This window comes from Halostagnicola sp. A-GB9-2 (assembly GCF_030068615.1).
GTDB lineage: Archaea > Halobacteriota > Halobacteria > Halobacteriales > Natrialbaceae > Halostagnicola.
The window spans coordinates 76,089-102,215 of record NZ_JASJOC010000001.1; the positions used below are offsets into that span (position 1 = coordinate 76,089).

The following is a 26,127-nucleotide window of genomic DNA, read 5'->3' on the forward strand; positions in this document are numbered from 1 at the left end:
GTGGAGAGTAAACCTGCAAAAACGAAAGCCGAACGAGTCGCGTCGTTACTCGTCTTCGAGCGCGTCGGCGATTCGCTTGAGCGCTCGAGTCTGATCACGCATTTCATCGCGGAGCTGTCGGACCTCCTGGACGAGTTCCTCGTTACCGACTTCTTCGCCGCCGCGTCCGCCTGGGCCAGCACCTGGCGGGCCGCCGGGGCCGCCCGGGCCGCCGCCACCCATCATACCGCCCATCATCTGTGCGAATGGGTTACCGCCGCCACCCATCCCGCCGGGGCCGCCCGGGCCGCCACCGCCGCCACCGAAGGGACTCTCCGGCGGCTCTCCTTCGCCCTCGCCCTCCTCGGCTCGTTTTTCGCGAATTTCTTCGACGCGCTCGCGGAACGACTTCGATTCGTCGTCTGCCTCTGGGCCGTTGTCGTCAGCGTCGGGTTCGGGTTCGTCTGTCATGAGTCTGAGTTCAGCCCGTGCTCGGAAAAGTATTGTGACCTATCGCCTGTCACCGAAGGAAAGTCGAGTCCCCTAGCCGAACGATCCAAGCGAGGATTGAAGCCTCCGTTCGGAGTCGCCGGTTTCGAGTTCGTATCCGACCAGATCTCGTAGGTCGACGACGTAGGTCGTTCCACCTCGCTCGAGGACGAGGAGTCGCCCCTTCAGGCCGACGACGGTTCCGGTCGCGATCGTCTCTCGAACCGGTCGGCTCTCGAGGTCGATCCCGTGGTCGAACGCGTAGCGGTCGATGACGTCGAACCGTTCGAGAAGGGTGTCCCAGGCGTCCGAATCGACCGACGCGGCGAGCGCCTCGACTTTCGTCGGCGTTCGGACCCGATCGACCAGCTCCTCGGCTATTTCGGCCTCGATCTCCCGGGCGATGCGACCGTTCGAAACCGTGTGGATGTGGGCCGCGCGATCGGCACCTTGTTCGCGCAGTCGCGTCTCGAGTCGCCGGCGTTTCGTGACGCCGACCTTGAACGTGTCCGGCGCGAATGCGGCGATATAGACGGCGTGTTCTTCGTAGCAGTCCATCTCGTCTTTGAGGCAGGTACCGGTACAGCGAGCACAGACCCACGTACTCGTGTGGAACTCACAGTGGGGGGCTTTGGGCCGATCGCACGGAACGTGTTCGTCGACGTCGACGACCCCGGCACAGTGGCGAGCCCCGAGGGTGTACGACAGGGTGGTGCCGGGCTCGAGCGGCTGGTGGTTCACGGCGGTGCCGTCGCTGAGAACCAACGAAGAGCCGTTTCCCGTCCGTTTGTAGCCGACCACTTGCACGTGTTTACGTTCGAACCGATCTCGTATAGGCGTCACGCTCTCGCCGTCGAACGCGCGTGGTCGGCCGCCTCGTCACGGCCCGCGGCGACCGTCGCCGACAGCGAAGTAAATAACCCGTTCGACTCCTAACCGACGGCTATGCAAGCGCTGGTCATCGCGGCACACGGGTCACACCTTAACCCGAACGCGTCGAATCCGACGTACGCCCACGCGGATGCGATCCGCGAGACGGGCGCGTTCGACGTCGTTCGCGAAACGTTCTGGAAGGAAGAGCCGCACTTTCGGGAGGTCGTTCGGACGATCGACGCCGACGAAATCTTCGTCGTCCCGCTCTTTATCAGCGAGGGCTATTTTACGGAGCAGGTGATTCCTCGAGAGCTTCGCCTCGAGGGGTGGGACCCCGACCTGTGGGAGTCGGACGGGATCGATGCCTCGCAGGCGACGCTCGAGGCCACTGACGTCGACACGACCGTCCACTACTGCGGTCCGGTCGGAACGCACGACGCGATGACGGACGTGATTGTCGGTCGAGCCGAACGCGTCACGGGCGATCCATCGGTCGGGGAGGGCTTCGGACTGGCGGTGGTCGGTCACGGGACCGAGCGAAACGAGAACTCGGCCAAAGCCGTCGAGTACCACACCGAACGGATCTGCGAGATGGATCGGTTCGACGAGGTCGAGGCGCTGTTTATGGACGAGGAGCCGGAGGTCGACGACGTAACCGACTATTTCGACAGCGAAGACGTTGTCGTCGTTCCGCTGTTCATCGCCGACGGCTTTCACACGCAGGAGGACATTCCCGAGGATATGGGGCTCACCGACGACTATCGAACCGGCTGGGACGTGCCCGGCGAAGTCGACGGCCACCGGATCTGGTACACCGGTGCGGTCGGTACCGAGGACCTGCTGGCCGACGTCGTCCTCGAGCGAGCGGCAGACGCCGGAGCCGATATCGAACAGGCGATCGATCACGACCGGAACGAAACAGGACCGACCAACGCCGACGTCGCGGGTGACTGAGCCGTGGAACTTCGAGACCACGAGTTCGAACGGCTCCGGGCGGCGAGCGAAGACGGCTTCGAGTTCGACGGACTCAAACTCGAGCGAACGCCCGACGGCTACGTCCTCGAGACGCCAGTCGAATCGGGTACCGAGCTAACGGAGACCGAATTCCGAACCGCACTCGAGGCGGTCGACGAGTACGTCACGAACTGGCGGTACTGGCAGGAAGCCGTCGACGGCGACGGGACGGCCGGACGGGCGTTTCTCCGGTGGTGTGAACGAGCGCCGACCGAAGCGGACGGGAGTGACGCGTCCCTTCCGGTTCCGGGCCGATACGAGGCGCTTCGAGATGGAATCGATCGAACGTGGGGCCAACTCCGAGTTACGGCTCGGTTCCTCGACGTCGACGAACCTGACGGCGAGCGCGTCTACGACCTCTGGCACGTCGACGACGCCGACACGCCGCTGTCGGAACTCGAGGTGTACGACCAACCCCGCGAGGCTCGAGACATTTCGACTTACGACGAGGACGGCCAGTACCGCCCGCTGAAGACGGCGCCGACGCTCCGCTCGGGCTGGGCCTTTACGGGTCTCTCGGGGACGGAACTCGTCGATGCGGTCGACTTCTTCTATCCGGCGACGGTCGCCAACTGGCACCGGGAACGCGAAGGTGCACTCGACGTCGATCACTGGACCGAAACCGCCGAGCGCCAGACCGGTATCTACGACGTTATCGACGAACTCCCGCGCGAGGCCGTCGAGTGGATGGCCGAAGCCTGCTGTGTGGACTCGCAGTGTCTTCGACGGCGCGAGTGGCAGTACGAGGAGCGCGACCAGCTCGACGTCGACGGCGGAGACGGGAAATTCCCCTGTCGCGAGCCGTGCTCGCTGGTGATCGCCGCCGCTCGCAAGTGGGCGATCCTCGAGTCGGAATCGGAGAAAACCTACGAGCTCGAGCTGACGACCAGCGAACTCAATCAGCTCGAGGAACTGATCGACGCGGTCGCAGAGGGGCGAGTCGACGACGTTCGCGAAGCGGACGTTAACGAGGGAGCCAACCGCTACCGGGCGCGTTACCTTCGAGCGAAACGGTTCGAGGACGGCTCGTTGGACGCCGTCGAATCGAGCGAACCCGGTCAGTAGAGTAAGAGCCCTGCGGCGACCACGATCCCAACGGCGACCGTGAGAACGCCGACGAGTGCGATGGGGCCACCGATCGAGCCGGCAGTGAGGGCCGCGACGGCGAGCGCGACGATTGCGAGTGCGACGACCCCGAGTGTCGCCGGCTCGAACCCGCCAACGCTCGAGAACTCCTCGAGGGCGGACGGCTCGGGATCAGGTCGTCGTGGCTCGCCGAGCGAGTCGTCGACATCGACTTCCGGCGGACTGGGAACGACTTCGACGTCGATCGCGACGGTTTCTGCGCCGTAGCCGATCGAAACCTCGAGCGTTCCCGCTATCGGGTCGTCTATCTCTGGAACCGAAACTGGGACCGCTTTCTCCTCGCCCGGTTCTACGTAGTAGTTCGGTTGTTCGAGGGAAGCGATACGAGAGAGTTCGCCCTCGAGCCGACAGTGAGCGTGTGCGGGGACGTTGTGACCGCGGAGGAGGATTCCAAACGAGCCCTCCGTATCGATCGTCGTCGAAGGCGCCTCGAGAGACTCTCCCGCCTCGCGGTTGATCTCGAGGGTGAGTACAGACCCGGACACGGTTTCGGTCACCTAGGCTGGCGTCTCTTCGCGCATATCTGGCGGCAAGAGGTTCGGAATCCCATCTTCGATCGGATAGCGTTGTCCACATTCTGAACAGACGAGTTCACCGGACACGATTTCGTCTCCGTCGTATTCGGCGTCCTCGAGTTCCAGGTCGTGTTTATCGAGCGGACAGCAGAGGATCTCAAGCAGCGACTCCTTCATAGTTGAAGGCTATCGGCCGAGAGCAAAAGGTTTCGGGAAACCGATCGGTACACCTTCGAGACGGCAACCATCACCGTTAGTTCCGCGTACTGTCGACTGTAAGTCGTTCACGATTCTCATCGCCTCGGAGGCGGGAATCGGCGCTTGATCCGCGGGATATCGTCGCCGGGTTCGACGAACCTTCTTGTGGGGTGAGTTACTGACCCTACCTGTGACAGTCAACACGACACATCACGTCGGAATCACCGTTCGCGATCTCGAGACGGTTCGTTCGTTCTACAGCAACGTACTCGGGCTATCGGTTGTCGACACGTTCGACGTTTCCGGGACGGCTTTCGAAGACGCTGTCGACGTGTCGGACGCAGCCGGTTCGTTCGCACACCTCGAGTCCGACGACGGCGACGTTCGCATCGAACTTATCGAGTACGAGCCAGAAGCGCGGGCGAGCCGAGCGGAGTCGATCAACCAGCCGGGGGCGACTCACGTCGGATTCGCGGTGGACGACCTCGAGACGTTCGCGGAGACGATTCCCGCGGATGTAGAGACCTTGAGCGAACCGAAAACCACCGCCAGCGGAACGACGATCATGTTCCTTCGCGATCCGGAGGGGAACCTGGTCGAGATTCTCGAGACGTAAGCGTCCGAAAAAGCTCCGCCGAAGTCATTCCTACTCGTACGGAGGCGTTACTCGTACGGGTCTTCGACGATGACGGTCTCTTCTCGCCCCGGGCCGACGCCGACGGCGTAAATCGGCGTCTCGAGTTCGTCAGCAATGTACTCCAGATAGGCTCGGGCGTTTTCCGGAATCGCGTCGTAGCCCTCGGCCGCGACGGCCTCCCAGTCGACGTTTGACCAGCCGTCGAACGTCTCGAGCGTCGCCTCACAGCGACCCCACGCTTCCGTCGTCGGAGGCATTGTCAGCGTTTCCTCGCCGTCGAGAACGTAACTGTGGCCCACCTTGACTTCCTCGAGGCCGGCAAGCACGTCGATGTGGTTTATTGCGAGCCCGGTGAAGCCGTTCGCACGCGCCGCGTGGCGCAACATCGGCATGTCGAGCCAGCCGACGCGGCGCGGGCGACCGGTGACGGTTCCGTACTCCCCACCTTCGTCGCGGATGTATGTCGCCAGTTCTTCGGCGTCTCCATCCGCTCCGGCGGCCCCGTCGTAGTTCGGCGTCTGTCCCTCGACGCCGCCCAGCTCCGTCGGGAGCGGGCCGGTGCCGACGCGGGAGAGATACGCTTTGACGATCCCGATCACTTCACCCTGCCCGACGACCGTCGGGCCGAGACCGCTGCCGACCGTCGCGCCGCCCGCGGTCGGGTTCGAGGAGGTGACGTATGGATAGATCCCGTGGTCGATGTCGATCGAGGTTCCCTGTGCTCCCTCGAGCATGACGTTGTCTCCGCCGTCGATGCGACTCTGGAGGTAGGTTCCGCAGTCGACGGTCATCCCCTCGTTGGCGAGTCGCTCGCCGTATTCTCGGTAGGTTTCGAAGAGCTGATCGATGTCGAACGCCTTGCCGGTCTCTTTCCCGAAGACCTCCTCGGCGAGCGCTTTCTTTTGAGGAACGACGTACTCGAGTCGCTCGCGGAGCACGTCTGGTTCGAGGAGGTCGCCGATACGGACGCCCCGGCGACCCGCCTTATCCTCGTAGGTCGGACCGATTCCGCGTTTGGTGGTCCCGGCCGCGAGGTCGTCTTTTTCGTCCTCCTCGATTCCGTCGAGTGCGCGGTGGTAAGGCAGAATCACGTGTGCCCGCTCGGCCACCCGAACGTCCGGGTCGAGACCGCGCTCGCGGAGCGTATCGATTTCGTCGAATAGCGTTTCGGGGTTGACGACGCAGCCGTTCCCGAGAACGCCGATTTTCCCTCGGACCGCACCGGAGGGAACGAGTGAGAGTTTGTACTTCGTGCCGTCGTGAACGACGGTGTGTCCGGCATTGTCGCCACCCTGATACCGGGCGACGACGTCGACGGCGTCGCCGTAGATATCGACGACTCCGCCCTTGCCTTCGTCGCCGAGTTGCGACCCGACGATTGTGACGGTCATAACAGCGGCGGATTCTTGCCGGGCCGATAAACAGATTACGGTATTGCCGGGGGATCTCGGAAAAGCTGTGCACGAACGTGGATATACGCTCCTCGCTTCAACGGTGAGTTCAGCAGCTTAAGGCATTCAGCGACGAGACGACGAACGCGAACACGGTTCCCGCGCTCTCGGGTAGCCACGCGCTTTCAGTAGCCAAATTGATACGCTTGCGTCCCTGTGAATGTATCAGAGACAGGTTCCGAAATACGAACCGTTAACTACTCGCAAGAACCATCATCGAATTGAAAGTGTTCCGTCCGGTTTCGGAGAGTAACTTTTAAAAGGCGGAAAGACAAGTTAACAAATGCCATGATAGACCGACTTGAGAAGGAAGTCGATATGCTGGAACGACATCTACAGGTCCTGAAGATGGTTATCGAAAACGAACCGATCGGGATCGTCAAGATGTCGAACGAAACGGGCTACCCACACCACAAAGTGCGCTACTCGCTACGCGTGCTTGAAGAAGAAAACCTCATCGAACCCTCGAGCCAGGGTGCGATCAAGACCGAGCGCACGGTCGAGTTCGTCGACGAACTCGACGGCAAAATGGACGAAATCGTCGAAAAGCTCGACGGAATGAAGATCGAAGACGCGACCGAAATCGAAGGATAACGTAATTCTACTCCGTACTTAGAGTTCTGGAACGTTCATATGGAAGCCGCTCGATCGTGACTCGACGAGCGCGAGATGATAGCCCTGTTTTCGCGAGAGGTTAACGTAGCTCAGCTTCGAGCCTCGGCTGAGAAAGCCGCTGCTCGTCGCCTGTTCGGTTACCTCGAGCGCACCGGGTTCGAAGTAACTCGAGGTGACGACCATCGCAGCGCCGAGATCTTGGTAGTTCGCGGTGACGGCGGACGCCGCCTCCTCGAGTTCCGCGAGCATCTGTTCGGTCGCCGGGTCGCGCGAGTCGTTGAGATTCGCGACGATCAGCGGGTTCCCCATTTTGTCGAACGCGACGACGTCGAACGTCACCTCGTCCGGAACGTCGTCGGTCTCGTCGTCATCGAGTGAAATCGTCGCGTGGAGTTCGGCTCGGTCGACGTACGGGATAGCATCGTAGAGATCGGCGAGTCCGTTGGCGTGGCCCGTCTCCCGGATTTCAAACAGCAACGTCTCGACGAGCCAGTCGACGAACTTGTACTCGATCGTGTCGGTGAGAAACTCCTCGTAGGGCTGGCCCGCGACGGTCACGTCGGACGCGTCGAAGGACGTGTGTTGTTCGAGTTGGAGGTTCGAAGCCACCGATTCCTGATCACCGTCGCCGTCGTGAGCCGATTGGAGCGTCGAGTCGCTTTTCGACGCGTACCGGACGAACAGGTTCGTCCCTGCAAGCGCCTCGTGTGCTGAAAGCTGGCGACCCGAATTCGACCCGCCAAACCCAGTCGTCTCGCCAGCACCCGGTTCCGCGTTACGCAACTGTTCACATTCGGCTTCGAGGTCGTCGACTTTCGACCGGAGACGCTGGACCGTCGCAGTAAGCTCCTGATTTTCCGCCTGCAGCCGTTCGCGTTCGGCTTCGAGATTCGCGTTCTCCGTCTCGAGTGTCTCCTGCCGAGATTCGAGTTTTCGAGCGTGCTGGGTGAGCGCCTCGATTCGCTGTTCGTACTCGTCGATGGCCGCCTCGAGCGAGTCAGCCTCCGAGTCAAAGGCCTCTTGTTCGCTAACAGGCGAGCGCGTGCTGGATCGACTCGGTGCTTCCTGTTCGACCGTCGTGGTCGAGTCTTGGACCGCTTCCGATGTCGTCGAGGGCTCCGTCGCCGATTGGTCGCGTGGTTCCGACGCGTTCGATTCACTATGCGCGGGACCGTCCGCCTGTGGGCGCTCGGGCGGTCGCTGTCCGGATTGTCGGCGAATCGCTTCGACGTGCTCAGACTTCTCGGGATCGATCGATGGAATGCTTCGCGTCTCGCGCCACTTTTCTTCTTGCTTGAGACGCGCATCGAGTTTGCCGTCCTCTTCGGACTCGGATACCGTTTCGTCGTGTTCTTCGTCCTCGTCGTACGTTACAGATTCTGATTGGGTCTGTTGTGTTTCTGGGGCGGACTGATCTTGTTCGCTTTCAGCTTGCACATCAGCTTCACTCTCGGGCGAGGAGTCGCCCGGCGTCGCGCTGGGATCAGACGAACGTCTCGCTTCGCCCGGAGCAGAATCGGACTCGGGAGATCGATCGGCGGACGAGGAACTCCGCGACGACTGCTGGTTCGGTGGTTCGTTGGTGCCGTCCGATTCGTCGGTTCGTCCGGCGTCAGTTTCGGTTGGCTCGGGATCGACCTGCGGCCGATCAGTCGGTGGTTGATCGGTCGCGTCTGTGGCAGGTTCCTGATCGGGCTGGGAATCGGTGCCTTCTGTCCCGGAGGGATCCGTCAGATCGGACGTCTCGCGAAGGTCTGATGCGGACGCCGGCCGAGTGGCGTCGTCCGAAACGACTGCTTCGCTCGAGTCGGCCCACTCGTCCGGATCCGAGCCGGCAGTCGCTTCCGTGCTCGCAGAACTCGAAGCGTCCGCCGTCGCGCCCGTCTCCGCCGCATCGGTGGTTGTCGCTGAACCGTCAGTTGTAGACGGCGCCGGTTCCGCTACCGGCGCGCTGTCGGAATCGGCCGGTGGTTGCGGAGCCGAACTCCCCTGAGGATCGTCAGCCGTCGATGCGGGTCGAGTACTACTGCCCTCCGGGACATCTGTGACGTTAATTTCGGCGTCGACCACTTCGTATATGCCGACCTCGTCGGCGGCGCGCTCGAACGCCTCGTCTCCCGTAAGCAGACGCTCTGCGTTTCCGATGTACGCGGCGGCCATCCGTCGACCGCCGTAGTAGACGGCGTAGTAGTCGCCGCTCAGCACTTGTTCGCTCAATTCGATATAGCCGGTGAACGAACCGTCCTGTAACGTCTGATCGACTTCGGAGAGCGGCGTCTCGTTCGTGTAGTAGTTTGCCCGTGTTTCTCCGCCCTGTGCGTGCATCGAACAAAGAAGTGGAAGCGAAGCGTGTGGAGCGGCGTAAATCGTGCCGGACGCCTGCTCGAACGCTTCAATCTCGCCATCGACGACGCCAACGACTCGACCGTTGAGCATAAACAGCCACGTCTCGCTCGCGGTAACGACGCCAGAAAAGCCGTTATCAGCGAGTGTTGAAAGTTCGTTGTAACCGCCAGTGAAGGGACGAGAATCCCACCGTTCAACGCGCTCTTGCGTGCGCGAGTCCATAGTCCAACATGCCGTAACCGGAACAAATACGTTTCGCCTATATTTTTGATTCCGCGTCGTCGGCGAGCTCCGCCATTCGCTTTCCGATTCGACCGGCGCTCGAGAACTCGTCTTCGCTCATCGCACTCGCCAGGGCGTTACCGAGGACGAAGACCGCATGTTTGTGTTCGCTTTTCGATTTGTGGACGTGGGACGGATCGACATCCAGTTGTCGGTACGGGTCGAAAAGCTCCTCGTCGACGTTCTCACGCTGGGAAAAATACTCCATGATGACGACAAGTTCTTCGTGGAGGTCGAGGAGTTCGTCTTTGTGCATGGGCCACTGTACGAACGGTTTCGATTTAAGAGTTTTGTGCAATTCGCTCCCAAAACCGTCACGAAAGGAGTATCGGGGCGGATACATCAGAAAATCACTCACGCTAAAATGAACCTGTTGGGGCGATCTCTACGGAAAAACGGGCCACGGCAGTTCAGCGAACGCGACCGGCTGTGATTGGGGGAATACGCGGTAACGATACAATATGCCAGTCTGGATCCTTCGACGCGTTCGATCAGGTGTCGCGGAGAGGTTCGCCGGTCTGTTCTTCGGCCGACGTTCGCTGACCTGCCGGAAACCAGGCGAGTTCGTGTTCCGCCGTGACGCGGACGGCGACGCGCTCGTCGAGGTCGATGTGATCGGAGTGGTTGTGCATGCACTCGATGGTCTCGCCCGAATCGAGTTCGATCCGGTAGAGGACCGTCGGACCGAGATAGCGGCGGTAAACGACGGTTCCATTTGCCTCCTGCTCGGTCGCAGGGTAAGCGGTTACGTCGTCGGGTCGGACGAGCAAATCGATCCCCGTTCCGTCGTACTGGGTGGCGAGGCCGTGAACGTTGTCCCGAAGCACTCGCCCGACGGCCGTGTCGACGTGGTCGCCGTGGACTTCTCCGGAGAGAAAGCTCGCGTGGCCCAGAAAGCCGGCAACGAAACGCGACTCGGGTTGCTGGAAGATCTGTTCCGGCGTGTCGACCTGTTCGATATCGCCGTCGTTCATCACTGCCACCCGATCGGAAATCGAGAGCGCCTCCTCCTGATCGTGGGTGACCGAAACAGCCGTGACGCCAGCTTCCTTGATGATCTGGCGTACCTCCTCACGCATCTCCACACGCAGGTCGACATCGAGGTTAGAGAACGGTTCGTCCAGCAACAACATTTCGGGTTCGGGTGCGAGCGAGCGTGCGAGCGCGATCCGCTGTTGTTGACCGCCCGAAAGTTCCTCCGGCTGGTGGTCGCCGTGAGACTCGAGCCCGACGAGTTCGAGCAACGAAGCCACTCGAGCGTCGCGTTCTTCCTCGGCCCACTCTTGTAGTCCGAACGCGATGTTTTCGCGGGCCGTCATATGCGGAAAGAGTGCGAACTCCTGAAAAACGACACCGACACCGCGGTGCTCCGGCGGAACGAACTGTCCGTTCCCAGCGACTGCCTCGCCGTTCAATCGAACCGCTCCGTCGTTTGGCTTCTCGAGCCCTGCGATAAGCCTGAGCGTCGTCGTTTTTCCGCAGCCAGAGGGGCCGAGTAACGTCAAAATTTCCCCGTCTCGAACGGACAAGGAGAGATCGGTTATCACCTCTTCGCTCGCGTATTGCTTTGCGATCCCGTCCAGTTCGAGGACCGTCTCGGTCGTCGTGGGTTCTCGAGTACGTTCCTCACCCGTCGTTGTGACCAGTTGTCCGTTCGACATTATCTCCCCCGGAAATACCGGAATCTACCTAGTTTAGGGGTGCCTAAAACACTTATAATTACCGATCCATCCGTTTTGCCGGAGTGATCGAAGGAACCGGCGGCCAGAATCGTCGAACGTGCGAAAACCGAGTTACAACTCGACGCCGCTCGGGATCAAACTATGCTGGCGTAGGAGACTCCCCTCGTCGTCGTAGACGAGGAACGTTCGTTTGTCGTAGCTGACGAACGGATCGCCGTCGATGCTGATCGCTACTTCGTAGCGACCCTCCTCGTCGGCCGTCCGTTCGCCGTACCCTCGCGCGGCCTGAATGAACTTCAGGACATCGGACGCATCCTCGTTGAGTTCGAGGATGAACTCGCCGGTCACCCTGTTCGTGACGCTGACGACCGCCGCCGCTTCGTCGTTCCCCCCGAGCGGCGACTGGAGCCGAAGCGACGCATCCGTTTCGTTCGCCTCGAGAAGATCGCCGGTCGGCCCTGTCAGGCGCTCGCGAAGATCCGTCGTCGGGCCGGTAAACTCGATCGATACCTGCGGCTTCCGCGGCTCGCTATCGGTCTCGATCCAGTCGACATTGCTGACATCTAATGTGAAGTGCTCGCGCCTCATTCCGTGTCTATCGCTTGGACCTCACACGGTATGAACGTAACGCACGCAGTGTCTAACGGACTGGAACGATAACCGGCAGACGTGAGCGCGGTAATTCACGTTTTCGTGAGTGATTCGCCCGTCGTGATACCCTCTCGAGATCGACGTTCCGCGACGGTTCGAACATCTTTTGCCCGTGCTGGTTAGAGTGATAGACATCGAATGAGCGATCGCGCCGAGGTTCGTGCCACGTACGATCGAATCGCCGATCACTTCGCTTCGACGCGCGAGTACGCCTGGCCCGAGGTCGAAGCCTTCGTCGAAGATGCACCATCCTCGAGCGTCGGCCTCGATCTCGGCTGTGGAAACTGCCGGCACGCGGAACTGCTCGCTGATCGAACCGATCGCGTGATCGGCCTCGACGCGAGTGGCGGGTTACTCGAGACGGCGCGTACGAGAGCGGCCGAACGCGGTTTTGACGTCGATTTACTCCAGGGAGATGCCGCTCGGCTCCCCCTCCGTGACGACGCGATCGATCTCGCGGTTTACGTCGCCACGATCCAGCACTTACCCACTGAAACGAGTCGACGAAACAGTCTGGACGAACTCACTCGAGTGCTTGCACCCGGCGCTCGAGCGCTGGTGAGCACGTGGTCGACCGCCCACGACAAGTTCGACGAAACCGAGTCCTTCGACACGACTGTCGAATGGACCCTCCCGGGCGGGGAGACGGTCGATCGATTCTATCACATTTACTCGCCGGCTGGGTTCGAAGCTACGCTCAAGGCCAGCGATCTTGAAATACTCGAGTTCGAACTCTCGAGTGGCAACTGCTATGCGACCGTCGGGCCGTCGTAGCACCCACTCGAGCGAACAATCGAAAAAGGAAGGCACTTAAGGAAGTATCTCCAATCGCCTGATAGAGCGCGGATGGTCTAGTGGTAGGACCTGAGCCTTCCAAGCTCATGGCCCGGGTTCAAATCCCGGTCCGCGCATTCCTTCGGCGAACAAATCCGTGAGCCGAAGGAATCGTCCGAGGGATTTGAATCATACGAGTCGCAGCGTCCGAACGTAGTGAGGACGACCGTCTCGCAGTCGGGTTCAAATCCCGGTCCACAAATTCTAGTAGCGAACGACAGTAGTCATTCGGGGGAATAGACTACTCGTTGCCATGTAGCGGCGAAGTTTTCACACTTCGATTGCATGTATAGCTATGACTCCGGCTGACGAAACGAGTGATGATAGCGGTGAAATAATAGACCTCTTACTTATCGAACCCAATCACGGCGATGTTCGTCTCTTTGAGGAGAACTTCAAGGAGGGGAAAATATTCAACTCCATTCACGCTGTCTCTGATGGTGAGGAAGCGCTTGCGTTCATCAATCAACACGGTGAATACGAAGAGGCGCCACAGCCGGACATAATCTTACTCGAGCCACAGTTACCCGGAAAAAGCGGCATGGAAGTTCTCTCGGAACTAAATAACACACCAAAAGTAACGGACATCCCCATCGTCGTCCTCACGAGTTCAGAACTCGGGAAGGATATCGTAAAGTCGCACGATCTCGAGGCGGACGAGTATATCCGAAAACCGGTCGGAGCCGAAGAGTTCATTGAGTTCGTTCAAGAAGTCGAGAACTTTTGGCTCGCCGTTGTTCGAAACAACGGTAACTCGGGTGGCTGATGGCCAGAGTAGTTCTGTTTCTCACTACGTAGTGTAGAGGGCCAGGTGGGGAGGACTCACCCGTAGGTCTCGAGAAGGTACGCATCGAGATCCGCGACCAGTATTGGGTCCGAACTCCAAAAGCCGGTAAACTCGCCGTATGATCCCTCTTTGGCGAGCAACGCGTACGAGCCGCGGGGGTCGTCGCCACCGTCGTAAACGAGAAACCAGAACTCGCCGATTTCCTCGGCCGTCTCGGTGTGGATCGTCGGTGCCAACGCGATCGGAGCGGTCCAGTCGGACTGTCCGTACACGTGAATCTCGAGGTCCGTTTCGCGTCCGAGTCGATCGTAGACTGTGAGCTGGTGGTCGAACGCGGAGAACTGCTGGAAGCCAGCCCGAAGGGTGCCAGTCCCGATATGCCAGGCGCGGTGTTCGATATCTCGCGCGGTCGCGAGCAATTGCCGCCTGCTGAGCGGGTGCGTGAGCGTGTTCTCGAGAATTTCGAGCAAGCGACTGTACTCGGCTCCGACGAAGTGATCGTTCCACGGTTCGGGGATCGGTGGCTCAAGGAACTCGCGAACGGCGGACAGCCCGATCGATGCGTGGAACGTACCGTTTTCGTGAACGATGAGGAACCCGTCGTCGCTGGCGTCCGGAAGCGACCGATACTCGGTGGTGATGTTTCGGTGTTCGAACTGGTCGACGAGTTCCATTTGTGGCTGCGGCGCGTAGATTTCGATCGATCGGTTGGTCTCTTCGACGCGCTCGAGAAAGTCTGCAAGTCTCATCGATCTCGAGTGGTTCGGTCTGGGGTTTTCGGAACGTGTGCTGGTTCGGGCTGTGCCATCCTCAGGACCCGGTTTCTTCGCTACAAGCGCGTTCGATAATCGCTCGAATCGGCTCTGGACACGGCGCGAGCGAGACCGATTCCGTCGACCGATCGTAGTCGACGAGACTCGATTCGATCAGCACCGGAAGGTGACGGTGCCGAAGGTCGGTGGCAATGGCGTCCCGATCGTCTTTGTCCGCCATCTCGGACGAATTCGCGTTCACCCACCCGGTAACGACGTTTGCAATATCTTGGACCGTAACACGGTCGTGCTCGAGGAGAAAGTAGAGTACGTACCGACGATCACGTTCCTGAAGGATATCGAAAACGCTATCGATCGCGCCGGGATCAACAGCTTCTCGGTCGGAGTGCTGTGAGTTGTTGATCATCGGTCGCCACTATCTAATGTAGAATATCCGCTCAAGTCACTCTTTGGCTTGCAGAAGGGACGTCTTTTCGAGCAATTGGAACAACAATCCATTCACGATTTAACAGACACACAAACAACTCCGTTATTCATCGAGGGGCGAATCCGCGGGTTGTTGATACACGTCGATCATGATGGCGAAGACGGCACCGAGGACGAGTCCGAACAGCGCGTGACCGGCGAGGCTTTCGACGGCAGTTCCCGGGAACTCGGCAGCGGCCTCACCACCGACTTGACCGGCCAGGGTTGGCAACACGATCAACGGAAGGATTGCCCAGACCGCCAACCCGAACGCGAATCCAGCACCGACGACTCGAAGCATGATGCCGGTTTCCGAGAGGACTTCCGTTTCGGGGTTCGTCCGAATAATACCGAGGACCATCTCCCTGGTGACGATAAATCCGAACAGCAGTCCCAGGACGGCACCATGAGCGATGTGAATCGCCCAGCCGACGACGCCGCCCGCCTCGAGACCGTAAAAGGCGGGAATCGCGACCTGCAGAATACCCGGGTCGAACAACCACATAACGAGGCCGAGGGTGGCCGCGCCGATCGCGCCGGCGATCGCACCGCCGATTGGCCAGCCGAGGCGACTCTCGATTCCGTACGTGGACGTCTCTTCAGACTCAGCGCTCATACTGTCGGGCCCTACCACGAACTGCCCCAAAAGCGTTCGTCCGGCATCAGTTACTCGAGAACGATCCGGGTGCCGATCCGTCGGACGAAACGAGGACCTTTGTGGCTCCACAAACGAGTCGGGGCTACCGTGGAACTCGAGTTACTGGGCTGGCCGCCGGACGGGCCGAAGCTCCGGTTGGATTACAGGCGGTTTAGCTACGCCGGGAAGTTCGTTATGACGAATACGGGCAAGGCAGTTGCCAGAGCGAGCGACGACGAGGGCGACGATGTGCTCGCAGCAGCATCGTTCAACGAGGACAGGACCGACGCAGACACGCTCTGGATTCGTTACGTTACTGTCGCGAAGTCGCGACGGGGAGGAGGGATCGGCCCGAGGTTACTCGGATTCGTTCGCGATAGGGCGATTGAACGCGGATACGATCGAGTGCGTATCGCGGTCAACAATCCCTTCGCGTATGAAGCGCTCTATCGCACCGGGTTTCGGTTTACCGGCGAGACAACGGGGTTGGCAGAACTCGTCCTCGAGTACAGCGCTGAAGGGGGGACCAACGGGGGCAAAGTGGACGACAGTTCAGAAACAACCGCTTATTCCTATCAAGAAACGGCGGACTATCATGACGGACTCGATCTGTTTCGAGAGCGCGAGCTGTCCTCAAAGGAGGAGTCGTTTCTGGACGACCGACTCGAGTGAGAGTTTCCGTCCAGTGAGCGCCAACGCAGAGGGTGCTCCGCTATGGGGAAACACAACGATTCAAACCCCGGGACCTCAATACAAGAGTAATGGGAAACGCAGCATTACGGGATATCGCTGTCATCGACGACGTTCCCTTCGAGGATATCGAGGGAGTCGTCGCGGTCGACGCGCACAACTGGTTGTACCGGTACCTGACGACGACGGTTAAGTGGACCTCGAGCGGGAAGTACACGACGACAGACGGGACGGAGGTCGCGAACTTGCTCGGCATCGTTCAGGGCGTTCCGAAGTTTTTCGAGAACGATATCGTCCCCGTGATGGTCTTCGACGGCGGACCCTCGGAACTCAAATCGGACGAGATCGAATCCCGACGGGAGCAGCGCCAGACCTACGAGGACCAACTGGAAGTCGCGCGCGAAGAAGGCGATCAGGTTGCTATCGCACAACTCGAGTCGCGCACCCAGCGGCTCACGGAGACGATACAGGAGACGAGCCGCGAACTCTTCGAGCGTCTGGACGTTCCCGTGGTCGAAGCGCCTGCAGAAGGGGAAGCACAGGCGGCACACATGGTTCGTCGCGGCGACGCCGACTACGTCGGCTCAGAGGATTACGACGCGTTGCTGTTCGGGTCGCCCCTGACGCTCCGTCAACTGACGAGCAAGGGCGACCCCGAACTGATGGACCTCGATGCGACGCTCGCACATCACGACCTGACCCTCGAGCAACTCATCGACGCCGCGATTCTCATCGGGACGGACTTCAACGAAGGGGTTCGCGGGATCGGTCCGAAGACGGCGCTCAAAGCGATCGGCGAACACGGCGACATGTGGAGCGTCCTCGAAGCGCGCGGCGAGAGCGTCGAGTACGGCGACCGGGTCCGCCAGCTGTTCCGAGAACCGAACGTCACCGACGACTACGAGTTCGAGACGAGTCTCGAGCCAGACATCGAGGCCGCTCGAGCGTACGTCGTCGATGAATGGGGGGTGGATGCGGACGAAGTCGAGCGCGGTTTCGAACGAATCGAAGAAAGCGCCGTGCAGTCGGGGCTCGACCGCTGGACATAAGAGTGCTTGCGGAACGTGATAGCGGCCGCTGGACGTAATAGCAGCCGTTGGCCGAATTGGTGAGTCGATAATCGGGGGAGCTGCGACGACGGCCTGTTGTGCGTGAACTACTTTTTGATCGGTGTCCCTGAGAGACAGTTCCTTCGACTACCGACTGTTCAAATGTATGTGAAAAATGCGTTTTACCAACATGCCAGGATACATATGATATGGGAAATGCTATAGCCGATATGATTAATTAACTACAGTTGAACTGAACGGGGGCCGAATTATCTCAAACGAACCACCGGCTCCGTGTCAAACATCTATTTCGCGTGGAATCGATACGGGAAAACGCACGAGGGAAGCGGGTTAATACGGACTTGTGTGCTGAATAGTCTGCGACAGTGATAAAGCGAATGTCTCGGATAGCGGACTTGATCCATCTGAAACGACGGATGGTACTGGATGACGTGAATCAATTCGGCCCAAATTCCCCCATAGTCAAAAATCAATCACTAACATCCAGTTTCATTATGGTGAAGACATTTATACGAAATCCGTTCTTACTCGTCCATCTCTACCACGTTTCAATGGATCAAATCATGAACTGTGTACGCTGCGGAAACGATGCTGGATACAATCGACTGGTTGCCGAACTGTACGGTGGGGCCGAGATCGGGGGGTTGTGTATGAACTGTGAGAAAGAACACTACGGGGAGTGTCTCTCCTACGTGTCTCGAAACGAGCTACGTCGATGTGCCTTTTGCGAACGTGACGGACATTTTTCCCTCCCGCGATGGATGCCGTCGCTCGAAAAAAGGGGTAACAAAGCCGTCTCGTCCGTCTCACTCGAAAAGACGGACACTGCAGTGAAACTATGCGACGAACACGCCCAACCAGTTGTGAACGAACCGACGACCGACAAACGACTCGTCACACGATGATGGTACCGTTGCGAACGCATGCGTCTTGGATGTCGAAAAACGACGACCGGATACTCGAGCATCTCGCTCGACACGGCGCTCGTCGACCGCGCCAACTTCGCTCCGAATTGGCCGAACGAAGCGCGGCGCTCGACCTGCGCGCTGCGTATCTCCAGAAGCGTCTCGGGATACTCGTCGACGCGGGGTTGCTCGAAAACGACGGATTCAGATATTCGGTTTCTGCGCGGGGAGTAGCGTATCTCGAGGGCGAACTCGATGCGAGCGCATTGGACCGGAGCAACCCTCAATAAGGACGAACAGCGGCTATGGGAATCACCTGCGATGAGCCGTCGGATCTGATCGGTTCGTGGGCATCAGTTCAACCGCCGGATGATCACGAACCCATTTCCGTAGATGGTGATCCCGAATCCCTCGTAGGCGAACCAGATGTGGTTGTTATCGCGGCGGGATTGTGCCGACCGCGGTTCGAAAATCGTCTCGAGACTGTCTGAATCCACCACGTTGTGGATCGACTCGAGTGCTTCGGGTGACTTGTCGGATATCTCGGCGACCGTCGTCACGATTTCGACTGCGAGCGAATCGTGTTCATCCCAGTCGTACTGGAAGAACGTCATTCCCGCTCCCGGCGTTGATGCGTCTATCGGAGTGTGCTCTCTTGATGCAGTCATGCGTTCGTTCCCCTTCAGTTGACCGTCTTGGACACTGATAGGGATCACAGTCTATACCGGGGAATAGTATAAATCCCTGTCAGACAAATTACGGGATTTTGTACGACGAAATTAATTTGGTAGGGGGTACCGTTGGGTGAATCGCGTCTTCCGGAATTGTCTTACGCCGCTCCGTCTGCCGATTTTGCGTGTTTCCCGTCCTCGTACGGCGGTTTTACGAAAATCGGGGAGAAAGCCTCGCACTTCAGCGTGGGGAGGATGTCAATCGGGGGTGCCGGTGAAGTCCGACCCCGAAGGAGGCCCGGCAGGCTCGAGATGGTTCGTTGTGACTCCGCCCGATGGGAGAGAACGCAGTTTGGCCGGATTCAAGGAAAAACAGTGCCACCGCTCGAAACTGTGAGTGTGACGAATGAAGATATGAGTGTGGACACCCGTGGTTGCCCGGCGTTCCGACCGGGGGAATCCCAGTTGCCTCCTCCACCCCGCGACCCGTCGAGCGACAGGTGTCCGGCGGTCCACTGCTCGCTTCCGCGCCTGATGGGCTGTCGCCGATTAGCCACGATGGGACGTCCCTGCGGACGGCCATCGTGGCCCGCTGTCCCCGACGGACGAGGCTTCTCTGTTGGCTCCCGGGGCCCCGGTCGGTCTGACCGGACGCCCACGGGGATCGGCCCCCGCTAAAGACCATAGTGCGGGTAACGAGCAGGGCCTAACTGCCCGACCTAGTCCACTTCTTTCTAGGTTCCATTGGCTTAAGGGCCTTTCGCTCCGTCCGTTCGAAGACGGTTTCGCTTTCGGTCACTCGAGCTCGCCGTGATCCGCCTCGCCGGATTCGCCGCGTTCTTTCGACGACAGCGGGATCGCGAACACGAGCAACGCCGCGTAGTAGAGTCCGACTGCACTGACGACGACCGTCCCCTCGATACCGGGGAGCGAGGCGCTCTCGACGAACGTATCGTCCGGGTTGAACGCCCAGAGGTGAAACACCCACCCCATCAACATTGCCGAGATCAGCGGAAGGTAGACTCGGCGCAGGCGATGGCTGAGGGCACCGCGATAACTGATCTTCGCTACCGGCTCCCGGTAATCTCGACTCAACTCGGCGCGCCAAGCGTCGGTTTCGACGCCCTGTGACGGGTCCAATGCGTTCGCGAAGAGATTTTCCTGAAGCGTCCGGACTCTCGAGCGCCAGATATCGTAGTCACAAAATCGTCGCGCCTCGATAAAGAGAAAGATAGTCCCCATGATGAGCCCCGCGAGAATCACCGCGTGGGATACCTCGCCGGAGAACGAGTACGCGACGATCGCGCTCATTACCGTAACCGCCCAGTTAGTGGTCGTATCCAGCCGATCGCGCCATCCGACGGTTCGCTCCATCTCGCCGCGATACAGGTGCGCCACGACGGAACCGAGACCGGTGCTCTGATCGATCATCTCGCGACCGATCTCTTTCTCCGATGGGTCCTCGGGGTCGAAGTCAGTCGTTCCGTCGCTCATGCCGACTAATACGGGTTCTACGAACGAATTGCTTTCCATGGGTCGGAATTTCGGACTGTGAAGCGACCAGACCACAGCGGGCGAGGGTTGGCGACCCAACCAGATTGAATCCGTCTCCTCGAGTCCCACGTGAACACTGTCTCGATCGGGCGGCTCCGTCGTGGTATCCTACTCGAGAAGGTCGGCGACGGCAGTTTCCGTACCGGCGATAACGAGGGCGTCAATCCGCTCGAGCGACCGGTCTTCGATGTGCGTGACGAGCTCTCCCTCGTCTTCGAGTGCGACAATCGAACAGTTGGTCCGAGCGCGGAACGCTTCGGGATCGAGTTGCTCGAGTTCGTCGGTCTCGAGCGTCGACGTCTCGATCCGCGTCAGCGTTACTCGCTCACCGAGCGTCATAATTTCCCGATCGAACACTCGAAGCGTGATCATTCGTCCGGCAACGTTCGGGAGGCTAAGGACGTCATCGGCGCCAGCCGTTTGGAGTCGGCTCACGCTCTCTTCCCGGTCACTCGCGACGATGAGTTCGAGTTGGTCGGTAAGCGAGCGTGCGACGAGCGTCGTCAGTATCGCATCGTCGTCATCGTCGAGCGCGACGAGCATGGTCTTTGCATCCTCGATATTCGCCTCGGTAAGAGTCTCCACGGTCGTTGCGTCACCGACGACATCGACGAAAGGACCATCCTCTTGGTCAACGAGTCTGGTCTCGACGCCGGCACGCTCTAACGTCCCCATGGCCGTTCTGCCGACGATACCGGCACCGACGATTACGACGGGCCCGCGAACGGTGTTGTACCGATAGCTGGTTGAACCGACGATTTCTTCGGCGGTCTCGAGGTCATCGCTGTTGCCGACGACGAGTAGAGTCGTATTCTCGTCGGCGTGTACATCCGCCGGCAGCGACGCGAGGAAATCACCGCGGACCCATGCGCCGAGCACCGTTACCCCGATCCGTTCGAGACGGCGGGAAGCGTCGAGCGTTTCTCCGTAGAGGTCACCGTCGGGACCGACCGGAAGTTCGATTATCTCGAGTTCCTCGCCGCGCTCGAAGGTGTCCTCGGGGAGCTCTATTACGTTCCGGACTTTATCCCCGAGTGACTTTCCGAGACGATGTTTCGGCGACAACACCTCGTCTGCACCGGCGTATCGGAGGTACTGAGCGCGAGAGGGGTCGGTAACGAGCGCAAGGATGCTCGCTTCGATATCGCGCTCTTTGGCTGCGAGCACCACGCGAATGTATTCGTCCGCCGACGCATCGACGAGTACCGTCTCTGCGGCGTCGACCCGTGCATTGTCGAGCGTTTCCTCGGACGACGGGTCGCCATAGAGAACCGTGTAGCCGCGTTCGTGGAGTCGCTGGGCTCGGTCCGACGACGGGTCAACGATTACGTACGGCGTTTCGCCCGACTCGAGCGCTTCGATCAGGGACTGATACAGTTCGGTGTAGCCCACGATAATGACGTGGTCTTCGACCTCGTCGATCTGTCGGGGCGGTGTGGGCTCGATGAGATCCGCGACCCACGGAACGACGAGTACGGGAAACGCGACGAAGATGTACGCGATTCCGGTTATTTGAATCAGGATCATCAGCGCCGTCATCTCAAGGGTCTGCCAGGGCGCGTCTTGCCCGTAGCCAGTGGTGGTCATCGACTGAACAACGATTTCGAACGCCTGTACCCAGTTCCGTGGCTCGCCCTCGATCGAGGCCATCCCGAACCGATACGCGGCAGTGTACGCCACCAGAAACACGAGAAGTGACCCGACGTAGATGCCGAGTCGCCGTCTCAAGTTGAGCACGGTCGACCACCGAGCCTGGTGTTCCATCCGCCGTGAAGTTGTGTCGGATTCATCGGGCTCGAGTGCTGTCTCCGACGCCGACGATAATCGTTCTTGGCCGCGCGAGCTACTTTCTCTGCACTGTTTGAGAAACCGATATCGGCAGTTCGTTTTCGGCAAGCTGACCGGCATTTTCGTCATCGGGGGATATGAGAGGAAAAGAACAACTAGGTAGGGCCCAAATACGCGACTATGGGACTCGGAAGCACTGCAAAGAAGATCCAGATGATGTCGGACAAGGCCGAACAGATGTACAAACAGGTACAGCAGCTCCAGAATCGGATTATTCACCTCGAGGAAGAGGTTGACGACACCCACGATACCGTCAAAAACCTCGACCACCAACTGGATGAGCAACGCGAACTGTTGCTCGCGATCGCCGACGAACGGGGGATCGACGGCGAGGAGATCCTGGCCGAAGCCGCCATCGACGAGGCAGAGGAGACTGCGGACGGAGAAACCGAATCGGAAGCGAATAGCGTCGAAACGGCCGAAAGCAAATCAGCCGAAGGAACCGCAACGCCAACCGAGCAATAACGACGGTATTCGCCACCGCTTGTCCGGCGCGTCTTTTGTCGACAACACTAACAACAGGGGCAACATTTGCCAAGACGATGACGACCCACGGGAAACCGTTGGACTCGGTGCTCGAGACGATCGGAGAAACGCCACTGGTTCGGATTCACGACGCCCCCAGCGGCGTTCCGATCTACGCGAAACTCGAGTCGTTCAATCCCGGCGCGAGCGTCAAAGACCGCATCGGACAGTACATGCTCGAACGGATGCTCGAGCGCGGTGACGTTTCAGCGGGCGGCACCGTGATCGAACCCACCGCGGGCAATACGGGAATCGGGTTCGCCATCGCGGCCGAGCAACTCGGGCTAGACGCTATTTTCGTCGTCCCCGAACGGTTCAGTCTCGAGAAACAGCAACTGATGGACGCGCTCGGCGCGAGGGTCATCAACACGCCGACCGAGGACGGCATGGACGGTGCGATCGAACGAGCGCACCAACTCGCGGACGAACTCGACGACGCGGTCGTTCCACAGCAGTTCTCGAACCCGCTGAACGCGGAGGCCCACTACGCGACGACGGGGCCGGAAATTTACGACGCGCTCGAAGGCGAAGTCGGTGCGATCGTCGCGGGCTGTGGCACCGCGGGGACGCTGATGGGAATCGCGTCGTATGCACGCGAGCAAAACCCGGAGACCTACGTCGCGGCCGTCGAACCCGAAGGCTCCCTCTACGGCGAATTTATCGAGGAGGAACGCGAGGAAGGGGAGTACAAAACTGAAGGGATCGGCACGCACAACACGGAAACGAACGAACTCTTCGATCCCGAACTGGTCGACGACATCCACGCCGTTCCCGACCGAGACGCACACGAGGAGCTTCGGCGACTCGCTCGCGAAGAGGGACATCTCGTCGCCTCGAGTTCGGGTGCGGCGAGCGCCGCCGCGAAAGCCGTTGCACGCGATATCGCCACTGGCGAAATCGACGTTCCGTACGATTCCGTCGTCACGGTGTTTCCCGACTCGAGCGAGCGATACCTCTCGAAGGGAATCTACCGGGATTTCGAGGAGTGGGAGAACTAACGGGAGTCCTCGATGCAGGTTTGGCGAGTGAACCTCCGTACGGATCCGAAGGCGCTCAGCTCCGACTGGCCGGTCCACCCCGCAAGTGTCTGCTGGTCACTTATTCGCGCTCGCGATGTTCTCGACGTATGGCAACCGAACGCACGTGGGCGCGACGGACCGTCCTCCGAATCACCGGCGCGTCGGCGACGATAGCGCTCGTCGCCGGCTGTGGCGGCGACGAAGAGCCTGAATCCGAAGAAGGGACTGGAAACGGCCAAGAGCGCGAGGAGGACGAAGCAGACGACGACGGCGCGGTCAACGACGACGATGGCACAGGAGATGATGCGGAAGATGACAACGGTGGAGCCGGTGATGGCACAGACGGCGACGACGAAGGCGGCGAATGACCCAGCTACCGAAACTACCTGCACGAGCGCCGAGGACCGCGGTCGATCACACTGCTCCCGCTGAGCGGAGACGATCGATTTCGAAGCTACTCGAGGAGCCGCCGGTGCTCCACTTTCATACACCGGTCCTGGACGACCTGCCTGCCAGCATCTTCGACGCGGGCCGCGGCGTCGTCGTCGCTAATTCCTAACTGCGTCCAGACCGCGTCGACGTCATCGCGTTCGAGGACCTCGTCGACGATTCCGTCGACCTCGTCGCTCGGTCGAAAGACGCAGACGACGTCGATTTCCGACTCGAGGCCGGCCAGCGAATCGGCTACAGGGCGGTCGAATATCTCTTCGGCAAACGGGTTGATCGGGTGGACGTCGTAGCCGTGCTCGAGCAAATACGCCGGCACGTCGTGAGCCGCCTTGCCCGGCGAACTCGAGCAGCCGACGACGGCGATAGACTCGTTCTCGAGAATAGTCCGAAGTTCTTCGTCAGTCTCGACTGGCATACATCGGTGTAGAACCCCCGTTAGTAAACGTCTGTGGGACTGTCGTCCGGGCGGCTCTTTTTCAGAAGACGGTCAACAACTCGTCTGCGCGCCCGACGATAAAGGCCAACGCGGCGAGGAACATTCCGTATTTAAGCGACGATTGGCCGCTCGTCGGGTCCTCGAAGCTCTTCACGCCGGCATAAAGCATGAACAGGTCCGCCGGAATTACGACGACGAGGTAGGCGACCCCGAAGTATCCCAGCAGATACGGGAGCGGACTCGCGAGAATACCAATTATGAGTAACCCGAGCGAGATCAACAATGCCCGTCGTTCGCCGACCGCGATCGGCAACGTGTTCAGCCCTTCGGCTCGATCACCCTCGATGTCCTCGACGTCTTTGACGATCTCTCTCGTCAGGGTCGCGATCGCCGCGAGCACGAAGAGCACTATCGCCGACTCGATATCGCCGACCGCCGCACTCCCGAACAAAAACGTGCTTCCGACGAGGTAAGCGACGAGCGCGTTGCCGATACCCGGCAGCCCCTTGAACACTTCCGTGTACGCGACCAACGCGAGCAGATTTATCCCTGCGATGGCAATCGCGAGCGGCGGGAGCAACAGCGCTAACCCGACCGCAACCACGAACAACACGATACTGAAGATCAACGCTCCGCGTGGACTCACCGCGCCTCGTGGAATCGCCCGCTCGGGCTGGTTGATCCGGTCGATTTCCCTGTCGAAGTAATCGTTTATCGCGTTGCCGGCACCGACGGCCAATGCGGTCGCCCCGACGGCCGCGGCGACCGCTATCGGCTCTCCGGTCATCCCACCCGCGACGAACGCACCGATAAACGTGAGCACGCTGGCCGCGATCACGTTCACGGGACGCGTTAGCTCGAGTAACCCACGTGTCGTCTCCACCGCTGTCATATCCCGGGATGGTCAGGCCCGGGAGATAAACAATCCGATACCGCCTCGCCGGTCGCTATCCACTCACTGGTCGCCCGCCGAGGAATGGCTCCCACTCACTGCCAATTCTCGAGATCACAGAGCGAATCGGGTGCCACGGAGATCCACTGCCCCTCGTTCTCGTCGTCGTTGGATCGTCCCGGCACTGCGGTCCAGGTCTCGTCTTCGTCGGTCAACAACTCGAGGACATCGCTGGCGAGCTCATCCGCATCTGGGATGGAGGGTTCGTTCGTCATCATGACTCGTCCCTGTCTTCGAACGCCTCGCTAATGACCCGTCTGAAAATTTTCACCGACTGAGAACTACCGATACTTCGGGGTGGTCGGGGAGTGCTCGAGGCCGGTTCAAATCGAGTAACTTATACGGAGCCGTCGGGAACAAACAGGTGAGGGCGCTTAGCTCAGTCTGGACAGAGTGCTTGGCTTCGGACCAAACCGTCGCGGGTTCAAATCCTGCAGCGCCCATATTTCTGTCGCGAACAAATCCGTGAGCGACAGATACTGGACCGCGAAGGATTTGAATCAGGGAGCAACTTCGTTGCGACCGTGGTTCAAATCCTGTAGCGCCTATCCTGATTCACCACGCTTAGAATCACAGGACAGCGGAGGGTTACTTATAAATTCAACCCCATCTGCGCGCTAGAGTTCGTGATTA

The 26,127-nt window shown here is 59.9% G+C and carries 30 protein-coding genes, 2 tRNA genes and 1 other RNA gene; 14 read left to right on the top strand and 19 right to left on the bottom strand.

The features are described from left to right. Positions 1–45 precede the first annotated feature (45 nt). Both QNM96_RS00395 and QNM96_RS00400 read right to left on the bottom strand, forming a co-directional pair. Entirely contained in the window at positions 46–450 is a 405-nt protein-coding gene (locus tag QNM96_RS00395) for a hypothetical protein (RefSeq protein ID WP_283834030.1), read from the bottom strand. Between the two features lie 72 nt (positions 451–522). After that, positions 523–1,275 carry a DUF2797 domain-containing protein gene (locus tag QNM96_RS00400; RefSeq protein ID WP_283834031.1) on the bottom strand — a complete coding sequence of 251 codons (753 nt, stop codon included), beginning with the start codon at positions 1,273–1,275 and terminating at the stop codon, positions 523–525. A 138-nt stretch (positions 1,276–1,413) separates the two neighbouring features. Between QNM96_RS00400 and QNM96_RS00405 the strand changes: the two genes are divergently transcribed. Further along, positions 1,414–2,295 carry a CbiX/SirB N-terminal domain-containing protein gene (locus QNM96_RS00405; protein WP_283834032.1) on the top strand — a complete coding sequence of 294 codons (882 nt, stop codon included), beginning with the start codon at positions 1,414–1,416 and terminating at the stop codon, positions 2,293–2,295. A 3-nt stretch (positions 2,296–2,298) separates the two neighbouring features. Then, positions 2,299–3,420, top strand: a complete 1,122-nt coding sequence (locus QNM96_RS00410; RefSeq protein ID WP_283834033.1) for a DR2241 family protein — start codon at positions 2,299–2,301, stop codon at positions 3,418–3,420. Here the strand turns inward: QNM96_RS00410 and QNM96_RS00415 are convergent. Beyond that, complete coding sequence (locus QNM96_RS00415) at positions 3,414–3,986, bottom strand: hypothetical protein (protein ID WP_283834034.1); 573 nt, start codon at positions 3,984–3,986, stop codon at positions 3,414–3,416. The two genes, QNM96_RS00410 and QNM96_RS00415, sit on opposite strands and share 7 nt — an antisense overlap. 12 nt (positions 3,987–3,998) lie before the next feature. Then, positions 3,999–4,193 carry a methytransferase partner Trm112 gene (locus QNM96_RS00420; protein WP_283834035.1) on the bottom strand — a complete coding sequence of 65 codons (195 nt, stop codon included), beginning with the start codon at positions 4,191–4,193 and terminating at the stop codon, positions 3,999–4,001. A 211-nt stretch (positions 4,194–4,404) separates the two neighbouring features. Here QNM96_RS00420 and QNM96_RS00425 point away from each other — a divergent pair, with 211 nt between their 5' ends. Next, on the top strand, positions 4,405–4,830 hold the full coding sequence (locus QNM96_RS00425) for a VOC family protein (protein ID WP_283834036.1): 426 nt from the start codon (positions 4,405–4,407) through the stop codon (positions 4,828–4,830). Between the two features lie 47 nt (positions 4,831–4,877). Here QNM96_RS00425 and QNM96_RS00430 read toward each other — a convergent pair whose 3' ends face one another. Beyond that, a complete protein-coding gene (locus QNM96_RS00430) occupies positions 4,878–6,242 on the bottom strand; it encodes an adenylosuccinate synthase (protein WP_283834037.1) in 1,365 nt (454 codons plus the stop codon). Positions 6,243–6,590: 348 nt separating this feature from the next. Here QNM96_RS00430 and QNM96_RS00435 point away from each other — a divergent pair, with 348 nt between their 5' ends. Continuing rightward, positions 6,591–6,896, top strand: a complete 306-nt coding sequence (locus QNM96_RS00435; protein ID WP_283834038.1) for a hypothetical protein — start codon at positions 6,591–6,593, stop codon at positions 6,894–6,896. 18 nt (positions 6,897–6,914) lie between these two features. Here QNM96_RS00435 and QNM96_RS00440 read toward each other — a convergent pair whose 3' ends face one another. The 4 genes from QNM96_RS00440 to QNM96_RS00455 form a co-directional block, all read right to left on the bottom strand. Beyond that, a complete protein-coding gene (locus QNM96_RS00440) occupies positions 6,915–9,485 on the bottom strand; it encodes a transcriptional regulator (protein WP_283834039.1) in 2,571 nt (856 codons plus the stop codon). A 37-nt stretch (positions 9,486–9,522) separates the two neighbouring features. Continuing rightward, positions 9,523–9,801 (bottom strand): UPF0058 family protein, encoded by a 279-nt coding sequence (locus QNM96_RS00445; protein WP_283834040.1) that lies wholly within the window; start codon positions 9,799–9,801, stop codon positions 9,523–9,525. Positions 9,802–10,036: 235 nt separating this feature from the next. Then, positions 10,037–11,206, bottom strand: coding sequence for an ABC transporter ATP-binding protein (locus tag QNM96_RS00450; protein WP_283834041.1), 1,170 nt, complete (start codon positions 11,204–11,206; stop codon positions 10,037–10,039). A 132-nt stretch (positions 11,207–11,338) separates the two neighbouring features. Further along, positions 11,339–11,815, bottom strand: coding sequence for a DUF5793 family protein (locus QNM96_RS00455; RefSeq protein WP_283834042.1), 477 nt, complete (start codon positions 11,813–11,815; stop codon positions 11,339–11,341). Positions 11,816–12,016: 201 nt separating this feature from the next. Here QNM96_RS00455 and QNM96_RS00460 point away from each other — a divergent pair, with 201 nt between their 5' ends. From QNM96_RS00460 to QNM96_RS00470, 3 genes are all read left to right on the top strand, one after another. Further along, positions 12,017–12,652, top strand: a complete 636-nt coding sequence (locus QNM96_RS00460; RefSeq protein WP_283834043.1) for a class I SAM-dependent methyltransferase — start codon at positions 12,017–12,019, stop codon at positions 12,650–12,652. A gap of 66 nt (positions 12,653–12,718) precedes the next feature. Further along, positions 12,719–12,789 (top strand) — tRNA-Gly (locus tag QNM96_RS00465). Between the two features lie 218 nt (positions 12,790–13,007). Further along, positions 13,008–13,478, top strand: coding sequence for a response regulator (locus QNM96_RS00470; protein ID WP_283834044.1), 471 nt, complete (start codon positions 13,008–13,010; stop codon positions 13,476–13,478). Between the two features lie 56 nt (positions 13,479–13,534). Here the strand turns inward: QNM96_RS00470 and QNM96_RS00475 are convergent, their stop codons facing one another. The 3 genes from QNM96_RS00475 to QNM96_RS00485 form a co-directional block, all read right to left on the bottom strand. After that, positions 13,535–14,248, bottom strand: a complete 714-nt coding sequence (locus QNM96_RS00475) for a DICT sensory domain-containing protein (protein ID WP_283834045.1) — start codon at positions 14,246–14,248, stop codon at positions 13,535–13,537. Between the two features lie 61 nt (positions 14,249–14,309). Then, the gene (locus tag QNM96_RS00480; protein WP_283834046.1) at positions 14,310–14,678 is read right to left on the bottom strand and encodes a hypothetical protein; all 369 of its coding nucleotides are present in this window, start codon (positions 14,676–14,678) and stop codon (positions 14,310–14,312) included. A gap of 123 nt (positions 14,679–14,801) precedes the next feature. Continuing rightward, entirely contained in the window at positions 14,802–15,353 is a 552-nt protein-coding gene (locus tag QNM96_RS00485) for a hypothetical protein (RefSeq protein WP_283834047.1), read from the bottom strand. Between the two features lie 129 nt (positions 15,354–15,482). On the opposite strand from QNM96_RS00485, the gene QNM96_RS00490 reads away from it, so the two are divergent. The 3 genes from QNM96_RS00490 (at position 15,483) to QNM96_RS00500 (ending at position 18,329) form a co-directional block, all read left to right on the top strand. Further along, positions 15,483–16,046 (top strand): GNAT family N-acetyltransferase, encoded by a 564-nt coding sequence (locus QNM96_RS00490; protein ID WP_283834048.1) that lies wholly within the window; start codon positions 15,483–15,485, stop codon positions 16,044–16,046. Positions 16,047–16,135: 89 nt separating this feature from the next. After that, positions 16,136–17,113, top strand: coding sequence for a flap endonuclease-1 (gene fen / locus QNM96_RS00495; protein ID WP_283834049.1), 978 nt, complete (start codon positions 16,136–16,138; stop codon positions 17,111–17,113). Between the two features lie 955 nt (positions 17,114–18,068). Further along, positions 18,069–18,329 carry an ArsR family transcriptional regulator gene (locus tag QNM96_RS00500; RefSeq protein WP_283834050.1) on the top strand — a complete coding sequence of 87 codons (261 nt, stop codon included), beginning with the start codon at positions 18,069–18,071 and terminating at the stop codon, positions 18,327–18,329. A 63-nt stretch (positions 18,330–18,392) separates the two neighbouring features. Here QNM96_RS00500 and QNM96_RS00505 read toward each other — a convergent pair whose 3' ends face one another. The 4 genes from QNM96_RS00505 to QNM96_RS00520 form a co-directional block, all read right to left on the bottom strand. Beyond that, positions 18,393–18,707: a HalOD1 output domain-containing protein gene (locus QNM96_RS00505; protein ID WP_283834051.1), complete on the bottom strand. Its 315-nt coding sequence runs from the start codon at positions 18,705–18,707 to the stop codon at positions 18,393–18,395. A gap of 421 nt (positions 18,708–19,128) precedes the next feature. Beyond that, an RNA gene (ffs, locus tag QNM96_RS00510) (signal recognition particle sRNA) lies at positions 19,129–19,440 on the bottom strand. Between the two features lie 65 nt (positions 19,441–19,505). Continuing rightward, the gene (locus QNM96_RS00515; protein ID WP_283834052.1) at positions 19,506–20,204 is read right to left on the bottom strand and encodes a DUF2270 domain-containing protein; all 699 of its coding nucleotides are present in this window, start codon (positions 20,202–20,204) and stop codon (positions 19,506–19,508) included. Positions 20,205–20,372: 168 nt separating this feature from the next. Beyond that, entirely contained in the window at positions 20,373–22,001 is a 1,629-nt protein-coding gene (locus tag QNM96_RS00520; RefSeq protein ID WP_283834053.1) for an NAD-binding protein, read from the bottom strand. Between the two features lie 231 nt (positions 22,002–22,232). Here QNM96_RS00520 and QNM96_RS00525 point away from each other — a divergent pair, with 231 nt between their 5' ends. The 3 genes from QNM96_RS00525 (at position 22,233) to QNM96_RS00535 (ending at position 24,024) form a co-directional block, all read left to right on the top strand. Further along, the gene (locus QNM96_RS00525; RefSeq protein ID WP_283834054.1) at positions 22,233–22,577 is read left to right on the top strand and encodes a DUF5798 family protein; all 345 of its coding nucleotides are present in this window, start codon (positions 22,233–22,235) and stop codon (positions 22,575–22,577) included. A 77-nt stretch (positions 22,578–22,654) separates the two neighbouring features. Further along, on the top strand, positions 22,655–23,635 hold the full coding sequence (locus QNM96_RS00530) for a PLP-dependent cysteine synthase family protein (RefSeq protein ID WP_283834055.1): 981 nt from the start codon (positions 22,655–22,657) through the stop codon (positions 23,633–23,635). A gap of 128 nt (positions 23,636–23,763) precedes the next feature. After that, a complete protein-coding gene (locus QNM96_RS00535; RefSeq protein WP_283834056.1) occupies positions 23,764–24,024 on the top strand; it encodes a hypothetical protein in 261 nt (86 codons plus the stop codon). Positions 24,025–24,110: 86 nt separating this feature from the next. On the opposite strand, the gene QNM96_RS00540 is transcribed toward QNM96_RS00535, so the two are convergent. From QNM96_RS00540 to QNM96_RS00550, 3 genes are all read right to left on the bottom strand, one after another. Then, complete coding sequence (locus tag QNM96_RS00540) at positions 24,111–24,521, bottom strand: CoA-binding protein (RefSeq protein ID WP_283834057.1); 411 nt, start codon at positions 24,519–24,521, stop codon at positions 24,111–24,113. A 61-nt stretch (positions 24,522–24,582) separates the two neighbouring features. Then, positions 24,583–25,434, bottom strand: a complete 852-nt coding sequence (locus QNM96_RS00545) for a geranylgeranylglycerol-phosphate geranylgeranyltransferase (protein WP_283834058.1) — start codon at positions 25,432–25,434, stop codon at positions 24,583–24,585. Between the two features lie 95 nt (positions 25,435–25,529). Beyond that, on the bottom strand, positions 25,530–25,709 hold the full coding sequence (locus QNM96_RS00550; protein WP_345782507.1) for a hypothetical protein: 180 nt from the start codon (positions 25,707–25,709) through the stop codon (positions 25,530–25,532). Positions 25,710–25,862: 153 nt separating this feature from the next. Between QNM96_RS00550 and QNM96_RS00555 the strand changes: the two genes are divergently transcribed. Further along, positions 25,863–25,937: transfer RNA gene (locus tag QNM96_RS00555), tRNA-Arg, on the top strand. Positions 25,938–26,127 lie beyond the last annotated feature (190 nt).